Annotated in this window: 10 protein-coding genes; 2 read left to right on the top strand and 8 right to left on the bottom strand. The window is 67.3% G+C overall.

Annotated elements, in window-relative coordinates; translation table 11 throughout:
- The first annotated feature begins 39 nt into the window (after window positions 1-39).
- The gene (locus tag AC07NF_RS20470) at window positions 40-1,155 is read left to right on the top strand and encodes an acyltransferase family protein (protein WP_494630515.1); all 1,116 of its coding nucleotides are present in this window, start codon (window positions 40-42) and stop codon (window positions 1,153-1,155) included.
- Window positions 1,156-1,257: 102 nt separating this feature from the next.
- Here the strand turns inward: AC07NF_RS20470 and recN are convergent, their stop codons facing one another.
- The 3 genes from recN to lpxC form a co-directional block, all read right to left on the bottom strand.
- Window positions 1,258-2,955 (bottom strand): DNA repair protein RecN, encoded by a 1,698-nt coding sequence (recN, locus tag AC07NF_RS20465; RefSeq protein WP_494630691.1) that lies wholly within the window; start codon window positions 2,953-2,955, stop codon window positions 1,258-1,260.
- A gap of 93 nt (window positions 2,956-3,048) precedes the next feature.
- Entirely contained in the window at window positions 3,049-3,978 is a 930-nt protein-coding gene (locus AC07NF_RS20460; RefSeq protein ID WP_492817473.1) for an outer membrane protein assembly factor BamD, read from the bottom strand.
- Window positions 3,979-4,078: 100 nt separating this feature from the next.
- Window positions 4,079-4,975: a UDP-3-O-acyl-N-acetylglucosamine deacetylase gene (gene lpxC, locus AC07NF_RS20455; RefSeq protein WP_492817471.1), complete on the bottom strand. Its 897-nt coding sequence runs from the start codon at window positions 4,973-4,975 to the stop codon at window positions 4,079-4,081.
- Window positions 4,976-5,261: 286 nt separating this feature from the next.
- Here lpxC and AC07NF_RS20450 point away from each other — a divergent pair, with 286 nt between their 5' ends.
- Complete coding sequence (locus AC07NF_RS20450) at window positions 5,262-7,358, top strand: S9 family peptidase (protein WP_494630512.1); 2,097 nt, start codon at window positions 5,262-5,264, stop codon at window positions 7,356-7,358.
- Window positions 7,359-7,361: 3 nt separating this feature from the next.
- On the opposite strand, the gene AC07NF_RS20445 is transcribed toward AC07NF_RS20450, so the two are convergent.
- From AC07NF_RS20445 to secD, 5 genes are all read right to left on the bottom strand, one after another.
- Window positions 7,362-8,075 (bottom strand): squalene/phytoene synthase family protein, encoded by a 714-nt coding sequence (locus tag AC07NF_RS20445; protein ID WP_494630510.1) that lies wholly within the window; start codon window positions 8,073-8,075, stop codon window positions 7,362-7,364.
- Between the two features lie 67 nt (window positions 8,076-8,142).
- Entirely contained in the window at window positions 8,143-8,757 is a 615-nt protein-coding gene (locus AC07NF_RS20440; protein WP_454715210.1) for a urate hydroxylase PuuD, read from the bottom strand.
- A 99-nt stretch (window positions 8,758-8,856) separates the two neighbouring features.
- Window positions 8,857-9,210, bottom strand: a complete 354-nt coding sequence (locus AC07NF_RS20435; protein WP_494630507.1) for an Mth938-like domain-containing protein — start codon at window positions 9,208-9,210, stop codon at window positions 8,857-8,859.
- On the bottom strand, window positions 9,210-10,157 hold the full coding sequence (gene secF / locus AC07NF_RS20430) for a protein translocase subunit SecF (protein WP_492817461.1): 948 nt from the start codon (window positions 10,155-10,157) through the stop codon (window positions 9,210-9,212). Before secF ends, AC07NF_RS20435 begins: the two co-directional genes overlap by 1 nt.
- Window positions 10,158-10,168: 11 nt before the next feature.
- Window positions 10,169-11,764 (bottom strand): protein translocase subunit SecD, encoded by a 1,596-nt coding sequence (gene secD / locus AC07NF_RS20425; protein WP_492817459.1) that lies wholly within the window; start codon window positions 11,762-11,764, stop codon window positions 10,169-10,171.
- Window positions 11,765-11,809: the final 45 nt, after the last annotated feature.

The following is an 11,809-nucleotide window of genomic DNA, read 5'->3' as shown; positions in this document are numbered from 1 at the left end:
GGCGCGGACCTTGCGACCGAAGGCTTGAAGGAGCCTTCGATGTTCAAAGCCGGCACAAATACCGCCCTGCCCGTCCTGTCACGGGACGGTCCGCTGGACGCCCTGCGCTTCCTGGCGGCCCTGTTCATCGTGCTCTACCACGTGGCCGAGCGGGCCCCGGTGTCGCTGTTCAGCCTGAGCCCCGCCTTCGGGCGTGGTTATCTGGCGACCGACTTCTTCCTGATGCTGTCGGGTTATGTGCTGGCTCGCACCTACGGTCCGCGCGTTCTGGGGGCTGAAGTCGACACTCTGGGCTTCCTCAAGCGCCGCGTGCAGCGCATCTGGCCGTCGCACCTGGTGATGCTGGCCGCCTTCGTCGCCTTCTTCGTCGGGACCTCGGCCATCGGCCTGGCCCCGCAGAACCCGCAGTGGTTCGCCTGGGACCAGCTGCTGCCGCAGGTCTTCCTGGTCCAGGCCTGGTTCGTGCCGGGGACCTCGGGCTGGAACATGCCGACCTGGACCCTGTCGGCCCTGATCGCCGCCTACGCCCTGTTCCCGATGGTCTGGCGCAAGGTCGCGGCGACGCAGCGTCCGCTGCAGCTGCTGGCCATGGGCGTCTGCGCCTGGGTGGCCATCGACTTCACGGCCCTGATGGCCTTCGACGTGCCCAGCTATCAGCTGCCGCTGAAGTTCGGCCTGATCCGGGGCGTGCCGCTGTTCATGATCGGCCTGCTGGTCGCCCGCCTGCCGGTCACGACACTGGCCCGCCGCCAAGCCCTGCCGCTGGCGCTGGCCACCCTGGCCATCGTCATCGGCATCCAGGGCCTGGGGAATTTCGACCACTTCAGCCTGGCCCTGTTGGCCTTCCTGATCTACGCGGCCGGCGCTTCGAAGCCGCGTGCGTGGCGCTGGGCGGGTCAGGCCGGGAAGCTCAGCTTCTCGCTGTTCCTGACCAATACCCTGACGGCGGCCGTGTGGTTCGGCGTGGTGCGGATGGTCGAGAGCAAGCTGGGTCTGCCGACCGCCGCCGAGTGGGCGCTGTGGGCGCTGGCCATCCCGGCGACGATCGTTGTCGCTTGGGTGTTCGAGCGGATGGTGGATGCGCCGCTGCAGAAGTGGATCAAGAACCGTCGGGCTAAGCCGCTGGCGATCGACGCCACACTGGTCAACGCCTAGGAACAGAAACCTCGTCCTTCGACAAGCTCAGGATGAGGTTTCTACTGAACCGCTGTCAAAAGTAGTCCTCATCCTGAGCTTGTCGAAGGACGAGGACGGGCTCTAAGCCATCAACGCCCGAGCCGCCGCCCGCGCGGCTTCGGTGACCTCGGCCCCGGACAGCATCCGGGCGATCTCTTCCTCGCGCTGAGCGGGGGTCAGGGGTTCGACCTTGGTCCGGGTCGAGGTGTCGTCGCCGGACTTCGAGATCCGCCAGTGGGCGTCGCCACGCGCGGCGACCTGGGCCGAGTGGGTCACCACCAGCACCTGGGCGTTGGCCGCCAGGCGCTTCAACCGCAGGCCCACCGCGTCGGCCACGGCCCCGCCGACGCCCTGGTCGACCTCGTCGAAGATCATCAGCGGCTGAGGCCCGCCGCTGCGCGTGGCCAAAGCCGCCTTCAGCGCCAAGGCGAAACGCGCCAGCTCGCCGCCGGAAGCAATCGCCTCCATCGGCCCGAACGGCGCGCCGGGATTGGTCGAGATCTCGAAGGCGATGCGGTCCAGGCCCGTCGGGCCGGCGCGGTCCTCGGCCAGCGGCTCAACCGCGACGCGGAACTTGGCCTTTTCCAGCTTCAGCGGCGTCAGCTCGGCCTCGACGGCCTTGGCCAGGGCGTCGCCAGCGGCGCGGCGTTCGGCCGACAGGGCTTCGGCGGCGTAGAGGAAGGCCTCGCGGGCCTCGGCGGCCTCGGCGTCGGCGACCTTCAGGGCGTCTTCCGAGGTCTCGATGGCTTGCAGGCGGGCGGCGAACTCGGCGCGCTTGGCCGGCAGGTCCTCGACCAGGACATTCAGCTTGCGGGCCATGCCGCGCAGGGCGAACAGCCGCTCCTCGGCCTTTTCCAGGCGGTCGGGTTCGAACTCGAAGCTCTCGGCGACATTGTCGATGGCGGCAGTGGCTTCCTGGGCCTCGACGATGGCGCGGTCGACGGCCTCGCAGGCGGCCGACAGGCGGGTCATGGCCGTGCCCTCGGCGGGCGCGCCGGCTTGCAGCGCGCGGTCGCGGGCCCGTTCCAGGGCGCGATAGGCCTGGGCCAGCTTGCCCGTGAAATTGTCGCCGCCCAGGGCGTCCTGGGCCGAGGCGATGTCGGCCATGGCCTTTTCAGCCGAGCTCAGCAGCGCCCGCTCGTCGGCCAGCGCCGTCTCCTCGCCTTCTCGCGGATCCAGGCGGTCCAGTTCGGAAAGGCGGAGGGTCAGTTCCTCGGTCTCGGCGGCGGCGCGGCCGGCCAGGTCCCGTAGCTCTTCGGCTTTCGTGCGGGCGGCGCGCCAGCCGCTCCAGGCCGCGCCGACAGCGCCGACCGACACGCCACCAAAAGCGTCCAGCAGGCCGCGATGGGTCTTGGGATCCAGCAGGCCGACCGTCTCGTGCTGGCCATGGACCTCGAGCAGCAGCGCGCCGAGATCCTTCAGCACGCCCACGCTGGTGGCCTGGTCGTTGACGAAAGCGCGGCTGCGGCCATCGGGCGACAGCTGGCGACGCAGGACCAGGTCCTCGTCGCGAGCGTAGTCCAGACCCTTCTCGTCCAGATAGGCGAAGGCCGGGTGGTCGGCGACCAGGGCGAACATGGCGGTGGCCGAGGCGTGGCCGGCAGCCCCGCGACGCACCAGGCCGGCGTCGGCGCGCGCGCCGGTGGCCAGGCCCAGGGCGTCCAGGATGATCGACTTGCCGGCCCCGGTCTCGCCGGTCAACGCGGTCAGGCCCTCGCCTATGGCAAGGTCCAGGCTCTCGATGAGCACGACGTCACGGATGGAGAGGCCGATCAGCATGAAACGCAAGATCGCCGGGAATCAGAGTTTTTCAAAGCGCAAAGACAGAACAAAACAGGATCAGGCCGTTTCCGACGTCCGATCCTGTCGTCGTTACATGCCGAGCACGCCCATCAGGCCCTTCTTGGCCTTCTTTTCGCCGGGGGGCGCCAGGGTCGTGGTCTTGTCGCGCGTCAGCACGCGTTCCAGCGCATTGCGCTTGGTGCCGGCCTTCAGCGGCTCGACGGCGGGACGCAGGCCGTTGTCGTTGAGCAGCTTGTAGGCGTCGGCGTACCAGCGGTCGCCCGGGAAGTTGTAGCCCAGGATCGCGCCGTTGCGCTTGGCTTCGTCCAGCAGGCCCAGGGTCATGTAGCCCTCGACCAGTCGGAACAGAGCTTCGGGCGTGTGCGAGGTCGTCTGGTGACGCTCGAGCACGGTCTTGAAGCGGCCGATGGCGGCCAGGGTCTGGCCGTTCTTCAGGTAGTAGCGACCGATGGCCATTTCCTTGCCGGCCAACTGGTCGTTGACCATGTCGATCTTCAGGCGGGCGTCGGTGGCGTATTCGGTGTTCGGATAGCGCTGGACGACGTCGCGCAGCGAGGCCAGGGCCTGCTCGGTGGCGGCCTGGTCGCGGTTCACGTCGACGATCTGTTCGAAGTAGCAGATGGCCTTCAGATAGAAGGCGTACTGGGCCGACGGGTTACCCGGGTACAGCGAGATGAAGCGGTCGGCGTCGCCGATGGCCTCGTTGTATTGGTTGCCCTGGTAGTGGGCGTAGCCGGTCATCAGGATCGAGCGGCGCGACCATTCCGAATACGGGTGCTGGCGCTCGACCTCGCGGAAATAGTCGACGGCCTCGTTCCAGTTGCCGCGGTCCAGGCGATCGGCGCCAGTGGAGTACAGCAGCTCGACGGGGCGCTCTTCGTAGGCGAGGCTCGGCTTCTTGGACTTGCCGGCGCAGCCCGCCACCGACACGGCGGCAAGCACAGCGGCGATAGTGACGGCCGAACGTCCCGAGAAATTACGAAGCACGGAGTCTCTCACCTTCGAAGCAAACGCGCGCCCCTGCGCCGTGCAAGGCTTCTACACCACGCCGTGAAAGGCGCAAATGCGAAGGCAAAGTCCGTACGCGGGGAGCTCCCCTTTAGACCGCTTCGGCTAGTTCCGACGCGAGAGCGCGAAGGCGCCAGGCGCGCGGCTGGGACAGCAACGCTCTAACCACGGCGTTATTGAGGCCGTGACCGGCCAGAACGCCTTCGAAGCGGCCCAGGATGGGCTTGCCCAGCACATACAGGTCGCCAATGGCGTCCAGGGCCTTGTGGCGCACGAACTCGTCCGGACGGCGCAGGCCTTCCGGGTTCAGCACGCGGTCGCCGTCGATGACCACGGCGTTTTCCATCGAGCCGCCACGGGCCAGGCCGATGGCGCGCAGGGCTTCGACGTCGCGGACGAAGCCGAAGGTGCGGCAATCCGACAGCTCGGCGCGGAACGATTCTTCGTCGACGACCAGGTCCACGGCCTGACGGCCGATGGCCTTGGAGCCGAAGGCGATCTCGAAGGCCACTTCGAAACGATCGGCCGGCAGCAGGCTGGCGCGCTTGTCGCCGTCCTCGACCGTGATCGGGGCCAGGATCTCGATATATTGGCGGACGGCTTCCTGCTTGCGGCGGCCGGCGCGGTCCAGGATCTGGACGAAGGGCTCGGACGAGCCGTCCATGATCGGCACTTCCGGGCCGTCCAGCTCGACGACGCAATTGTCGATCGACAGGGCCGCCAGGGCCGCCATCAGATGTTCGATGGTCGAGACGCGAACGTCGTCGCCATTGCAGATCACGGTGCCCAGTTGCGTCTGGCAGACCGACTCGGCGGTGACGGGGACACGATTGTCGCGGTCATGCACATCGGTCCGCACGAAGATGATCCCCGCGTCGGGAGCCGCCGGGCGCACGGCGACGCGCACATGCGCGCCCGTGTGCAGGCCGATCCCCGCAAAGATCACCGGCCCTGCGACCGTGTGCTGAAAATAACCCGAAGCCGACACTAGAGACCCTTATCGTTGGACGGACAGCTCTGCGGCTATCCTATCGCCCCGCTTAAGCATGTAAGGAGGATGCTGCGTCGCGGCAAAGCAAGTCCTGTTTCGGATTGTTACGCGCTAAGCGACGGATTTTATTACGGATTTGTCACGCGAACGCATACGCCGAAACAGACCGCCGATCGGCGATCCGTGGTCGGGAATCTCTTGCCCGGCGGCCCTAGCCGGTGGCGAAAAGCGGGACTAGGCTCCGCCGCCAGATGGGATAACCGTTTCCGGGATTTTCGGTTTCATGATCAAGACCTTGCGTTTCGCGGCTTCGGCTGTCGCCCTCTCAGCCGCCCTCGCCGGCGTGGCTCATGCGCAGGCGCCGCAAAAGCCGCACGTCTTCACCGCCAAGGACATGGCCAGCCTGGATCGCCTGTCCGATCCGCGCGTCTCGCCCGACGGCCGCTTCGTGCTCTATTCGGTGCGGACCATGAACTATCCGGCCAACAAGGCCGCGATGTCCCTGTGGGTCGCCGACCTAAAGACCAAGATGGCCCCGCGCCGCTTGAAGATTTCGGACGGCGGCGCGTCCAGCGGCCGTTGGAGCGCCGACGGCAAGGCCATCTATTTCTCGTCCAGCCGCGCCGGCGGGACCGAGCAGGTGTTCAAGACCGACGTCAGCGGCGAAACCGCCACCCAGGTGACCTCGGCCCCGTTCGACGTGCTGGCCTACAAGGTCGCGCCGGACGGCAAGAGCATCGTCGTCGGCCAAGCCGTGTTCCCCGACTGCCCGGACCTGTCGTGCACCGAGGCCCGCCTGGCGGCCAAGACCGCGACCAAGGCCACCGGCGTCGTCTATGACAAGCTGTTCGTGCGCCACTGGGATACGTGGAACGACGGGACCAAGAACCACCTCTTCGCCTGGAGCCTGGACGCCAACGGCGTGGCGGCGGGCCAGCCCGTCGACCTGATGAAGGGCTTCGACGGCGATACGCCGACCAAGCCCTACGGCGGCGACGACGACTTCTCGATCAGCTCCGACAGCAAGCTCGTGATCTTCTCGGCCAAGATCGCCGGCAAGGACGAGCCCTGGACCACCAACTACGACATGTGGGGCGTCCCCCTGGACGGCTCGGCCAAGCCGGAGAACTACACCGCCAAGAACAAGGCCTGGGATACGGTCGAGATCACCTCCCCGGACGGCAAGCTGATGGCCTATCGCGCCATGAAGCGCCCGGGCTTCGAGGCTGACCGCTTCGCGATCATGATCTGGGACGAGGCGAGCAAGACCGAGCGTGAGCTGGCCCCGACCTGGGACCGTTCGGCCGACGCCATCGCCTGGAGCCGCGACGGCAAGACGATCTACGCCACGGCCCTGGACGTCGGCCAAGGCAAGCTGTTCGCCATCGACGTCAAGACCGGCAAGGTCACCGCCCTGACCGGCGACGGCCACGTCACCGCCTTCGACGTGGGGCCAAACGGCATCGTCTACGCCTCCGACTCGCTGAAGAGCCCGTCCGAGCTGTTCCTGCTGCCCGCCAAGAAGGGTCCGCCGATCCGCGTGGCCAGCGTCAGCGACGAGGCCCTCAAGGACGTGGCCTGGGGCGAGCCCGAGCAGTTCGACTTCAAGGGCTGGAACGACGAGACCGTGCACGGCTTCGTGCTGAAACCCGCCAATTTCGACCCGGCCAAGAAGTATCCGGTGGCCTTCCTGATCCACGGCGGCCCGCAGGGCTCGTTCAGCAACAGCTGGTCGTACCGCTGGAACCCCCAGGTCTACGCCAATGCCGGCTATGCCGTGGTGATGGTCGATTTCCATGGCTCGACCGGCTACGGCCAGGCCTTCACCGACGCGATCAGCCAGCACTGGGGCGACCGCCCGCTGGAAGACCTGCAGAAGGGCTGGGCCTTCGCGACTCAGAAGTACTCGTTCCTCGACGCCGACCGCGCCTGCGCCCTGGGCGCCTCGTACGGCGGCTACATGGTCAACTGGATCGCCGGCAACTGGGCCGAGCCGTGGAAGTGCCTGGTCACCCACGACGGTGTCTTCGACACCCGCGCCATGGGCTACGCCACCGAGGAGCTGTGGTTCACCGAGTGGGAGAACGGCGGCACGCCGTGGCAGAAGGGCACGACCTACGACAAGTTCAACCCGGTCGATCACGTGGCGCAGTGGACCAAGCCGCAGCTGATCGTGCAGGGCCAGCTGGACTACCGCATCCCGGTCGAACAGGGCCTGGGCGCCTTCACCGCCCTGCAGCGCAAGGGCGTGCCCAGCAAGTTCCTGTACTTCCCCAACGAGAACCACTGGGTGCTGAAGGCCCAGAACTCGGTGCAGTGGCACAAGGAAGTGCTGGACTGGCTGGACCAGTGGACGGGGAATAGTCGGCCCGGCAAGTAAGGCTCAGAGACGGCCCGTCGCCACCGCCAAGGTGAGGCGGGCCTTCTTCTCCAGCTCGCCCATCTCGCGTCCGGCCACATAGGCCCGCGCCAGCGCCGCCGGGGCCACGGCCGGGAAGGCCGCCACGGGCAGGCCCCTCACCTCGCCGCGCGCGGCTCTTAACTGATCCTCGACACGACGCTTCAGGTCGGCCTGCGTCCAGTCCGCCGGTAGCCGGTCACGCCCGGACTGTTTCAGCCGCCACAGGCCCGACAGCCCCCAGGCCCGCGCCGCGCCCTTAACGGCATGCGGGTCCGCAGTCGGGTCCAGCCGACGCGCCGCCAGCACCGCCAGCGCCCCGGCCGTGCCGTCGACATAGGCCAGCACCGCCGCCTCGTCCTTCAGCGGGCCTTCATCCAGGTCGGTGAAGCGGGCTTCCGACAGCGCCGCCAGGGCGTTGGGGTCGAACTTCGAGGCGGCCAGGGCCTCGACATTGGGATGCTTGCGCGGGGTCTTGCCGGCCGCGATCTCTTCCATGGCCTCGCGCCACCAGGTCAGGCGGATCTCGCCCATCAGGGCGTTGGTCACCCCGCCGGCCACCCGAGCCAACTCGTAGTTCATGGCGAAGAGCGCGATGACGTCGGCCCGCGCGGCGGCGTCGCCGATGAAGCGGCTGGCCAGCCAGCGGTCGGGATCGACGCGGCGGACGAGGTCGTCGAGGGTTTCGGTGTCGGCCATGAGCTCAAAACGAAGAAGGCCCGCCGAACCTGGCGGGCCCTCCCCTTACAGCGTGTCGCGCCCGGCGTCAGCCGAACAGCGTCTGGTTCATCGCCATGGTCGCCAGCATCGGGATGCTGAGCAGGGTGTTAGTGCGCGAGAACAGCATGGCCAGCTTGGCCGCCTTGGCCTTGGCGTCGGCGTCCGCCTCCACGATGCCCAGGGCGATCTTCTGGTTTGGCCAGATGAAGACCCAGACGTTGATGAACATCACCGTGGCCAGCCACATGCCGGTGCCGATGAAGGTGAAGCCCATGTCGACGCCGGGCGTATAGCCGCCGGCCAGGCCCAGGGTGGCCGCTTCCAGCAGGTAGCCGCGGCTGAAGGCCAGGATCACGCCCATCACCCAGGTGAACAGCGCCGCCCAGCGGAACCAGAACAGGGCTTCCGGCGCGATGTACTTGCTGACCGCCGGCTTCAGCTCGGCCGGGATCTGCGGCATCACCCGGATCTGCACGAAGTTGAAATAGTACAGCAGCCCGATCCACAGGATGCCGAACCAGACGTGCAGCAGCCGGAAGATGGCTTGGAAGTAGCTGCTGTCATGGCCGTGCGGGCTGTGCCCGTAGCCGATGATGATCACCAGGCCCAGCACGACGCTGACGATGATGGTGTTGCGGAAGTTCGAAAGCAGTCCAGACATCGGTTTCCCCCTCGGATCCCTATTGCTTGAACAGGACCTTAGGACCGTTTGCAGAGTCGGGCAAAGTCAGCGACTTCACCCTCTCCGGGACTTGGAAGATCAGACCGCGATCAGGGCCGCGGCCATCCGCCGGCCTTCGCTGGCCAGCACGTTGTAGGTCCGCGCGGCGGCCTCGGTGCTCATGAACTCCAGGCCCAGGCCCGCGGCCTTGATCGCGTCGCGGATGGGACGCGGCGGCAGGGCGTTGACCAGGCCCGTGCCCAGCAGGACGAACTCGACGGCCCCACCGGCGGCGAACACCTCGGCGAAGGCCTCCGGCGTCAGGTCCGCCAGGGTGGTCGCGGCCCAGTCGCGCGGCTGATCGTCGATGATCAGCAGCGAGCCGGGCCGCCAGTCGCCGGCGACCCGAAAGCCGCCGCCGCCCCAGGCGTCGATGGACGGCGGCTGACGCATCAGGGACGCGAGGCCGCGCCGAGCTTGATCGGCGTGGCTTCTTCGTCGCCACGCTTGACGCCCCACACCAGGATCAGCGGCAGGGCGATGTAGATCGACGAATAGGTGCCGATGATGATGCCGAACACCATGGTGAAGACCAGCGGGAACAGCACCGGACCGCCGAACGCCATCGTGCCGCCCAGGGCCAGCAGGGCCGTGGTGCCGGTGATGATCGTCCGCGACAGACGCTCGTTCTCCGACAGGTCGATGATGTCGCGCAGCGGGGTCGTCTTGTACTTGCGCAGGTTCTCTTTCAGACGGTCGAAGGTGATGACCTTTTCGTTCATCGAGTAGCCGATGACCGTCAGCAGGGCCGCGATTTCCGTCATCGAGAACTCGATGCCCACCACCGACAGCAGGCCCAGGGTCAGGACGATGTCGTGGATCACGGCCACGACCGCGCCCGTGCCGTACGACAGGCCGAAGCGGAACCAGATGTAGCCCAGGGTCAGCAGCAGGGCGACGCCCAGGGCCTTGAAGCCGGACATCAGGAGCTCGCCCGAGACCTTGGCGCCCACTTCCGAGCGGCTGGTCACCTTCAGGTCGGGGAAGCGCTTCACCAGCTCGGTCTCGACGTGCTTGGACGCGGCCGTGGCGGCCTCGCCCTCGGCGGGACGGAACTTGACCATGGCGGCGTTCGGCGAGCCGAAGCCCTGGACCTGGCCGTCATGGGCGCCGATCTGGTCCAGCGCCGTGCGCAGCTCGCCCTGAGGCACCGGGCGCGGCATGTTGATTTCCAGGGCGACGCCGCCCTTGAAGTCGATGCCCAGGTTCAGGCCGTGGAAGACCAGCGAACCGATCGAGCCCAGGATCAGGATGGCCGAGAAGACGGCCGCGACGGGGGCCCAGCGCACGAACTGATAGTGGGTCGCGCGCGGGATGTAGCGAATGAGGGGCCAACGCATGGTCGGATCTCCTATGCGATCGGCAGCTTCTTCGGCTTGGTGGCCTTGAACCACCAGCCGATGAGCACTTGCGTGATGATGATGGCGGTGAACAGCGACGTGAACACGCCGATCACCAGGGTCCAGGCGAAGCCCTTCACCGGGCCCGAGCCGAAGCTGAACATGATCAGGCCCGAGATCAGGCTGGTGATGTTGGCGTCCAGGATCGAGGTCAGGGCCAGCTTGTAGCCGTGGTCGGCCGCGGCCATGGGCGTTCGCCCGGCGTTGGCCTCGTCGCGCATGCGCTCGTAGATCAGCACGTTGGCGTCGACGGCGACGGCCAGGGTCAGGATCAGGCCGGCGATGCCGGGGAAGGTCAGGGTCGCCTGGGTCATCGACATGATGCCGATGATCAGCAGCACGTTGATCACCAGGGCGATGGCCGCGAAGCCGCCGAACAGGCCATAGGCCAGGATCACGAACACGAACATCGACAGGGCGCCGATGGCCAGCGAGATCGAGCCGGCCTTGACGGCGTCGGCGCCGAGCTCGGCGGTCACGGTGCGCTGGTCTTCGATGTTCAGCGGGGCCGGCAGGGCGCCCGAGCGCAGCAGCAGGGCCAGCTCGTTGGCGCTCTGGGCCGTGAAGCTGCCGGTGATGATGCCGCTGCCGCCGGTGATCGGGTCGTTGATCGTCGGGGCCGAAATCACCTGCTTGTCCAGGACGATGGCGAAGCGCTTGCCGCGATTGCGGGTGGTGACGTCGCCGAACTTCTTGGCGCCCGAACCATTGAAGGCGAAGCCGACGGCCGGCGAGCCGTTCTGGTCGAAGGTCTGCGTCGCGTTGGTCAGTTCGTCGCCCGACACCACGGCGCGCTTCTTGACGACGTAGACCGGCGCGAAGCGGTCGCCTTTCAGCAGTTCCGAACCGGGCGGGATGCGGCCAGCCTGCATGTCCTCGGGCGTGACCGTCTCGTCGACCATCTGGAAGGTCAGCTTGGCGGTCTTGCCGATGACGGCGCGCAGGCGCTCGGGATCGCTCTCGCCGGCCGCCTGGATCATGATCCGGTTGGCGCCCTGGCGGTTGATCGAGGGTTCCTTGGTGCCCAGGCTGTCGATACGGCGACGGACCGTCTCGATCGACTGGTCGACGGCCTTGGCGGCGTCGGCGCGGATCGCTTCCGGCACGTATTCCAGCTGGATGCGCTGATCGCCCTTGCCCGTGACCGCCACGTCCTTCCCGCCGATCACGCCGGCCAGCGGCGCGCCGATGTTCTTGCGCAGCACGTTCATCGCGTCGTCGTAACGCGAGGCGTCACCGATGCGGACGCTGACGACGTCGCCCTGCTGGGCCAGCTCGCCGAACGGGATCTGCTCGTTGCGCAGCTGGAGGCGCACGTCTTCGACCAGGTTCGACAGGCGTTCGCGGTGCAGAGCGTCGGTGTCGACCTCGTACAGCAGGTACGAACCGCCCTGCAGGTCGAGGCCGAGGTTCAGCTTCTGGTGCGGCAGCCAGCCGGGCATGGCGTCCAACGTCTTCTGCGGAAGCACGTTGGGCAGGGAGAACAGGATGCCGAAGATCACCGACAGCGTAACGGCGATGATCTTCCAGCGGGAAAGGGTCAGCATGGATCAGTGACTTTTCAGGCGGCGTCCATACGAACGCCTCGAGAC

The organism is Caulobacter sp. GW821-FHT10A06, from assembly GCF_059415805.1.
Note: the sequence above shows the minus strand (reverse complement) of the source record. Positions and strands in the feature narration are given on the sequence as shown.

Bases quoted from the DNA above. Each gene is read 5' to 3' on its own strand.
- AC07NF_RS20440 (WP_454715210.1), bottom strand. From the start codon at position 8,757: ATGTCTGGACTGCTTTCGAACTTCCGCAACACCATCATCGTCAGCGTC.
- secF (WP_492817461.1), bottom strand. From the start codon at position 10,157: ATGCGTTGGCCCCTCATTCGCTACATCCCGCGCGCGACCCACTATCAG.
- AC07NF_RS20450 (WP_494630512.1), top strand. From the start codon at position 5,262: ATGATCAAGACCTTGCGTTTCGCGGCTTCGGCTGTCGCCCTCTCAGCC.
- AC07NF_RS20445 (WP_494630510.1), bottom strand. From the start codon at position 8,075: ATGGCCGACACCGAAACCCTCGACGACCTCGTCCGCCGCGTCGATCCC.
- secD (WP_492817459.1), bottom strand. From the start codon at position 11,764: ATGCTGACCCTTTCCCGCTGGAAGATCATCGCCGTTACGCTGTCGGTG.
- recN (WP_494630691.1), bottom strand. From the start codon at position 2,955: ATGCTGATCGGCCTCTCCATCCGTGACGTCGTGCTCATCGAGAGCCTG.
- AC07NF_RS20435 (WP_494630507.1), bottom strand. From the start codon at position 9,210: ATGCGTCAGCCGCCGTCCATCGACGCCTGGGGCGGCGGCGGCTTTCGG.
- AC07NF_RS20470 (WP_494630515.1), top strand. From the start codon at position 40: ATGTTCAAAGCCGGCACAAATACCGCCCTGCCCGTCCTGTCACGGGAC.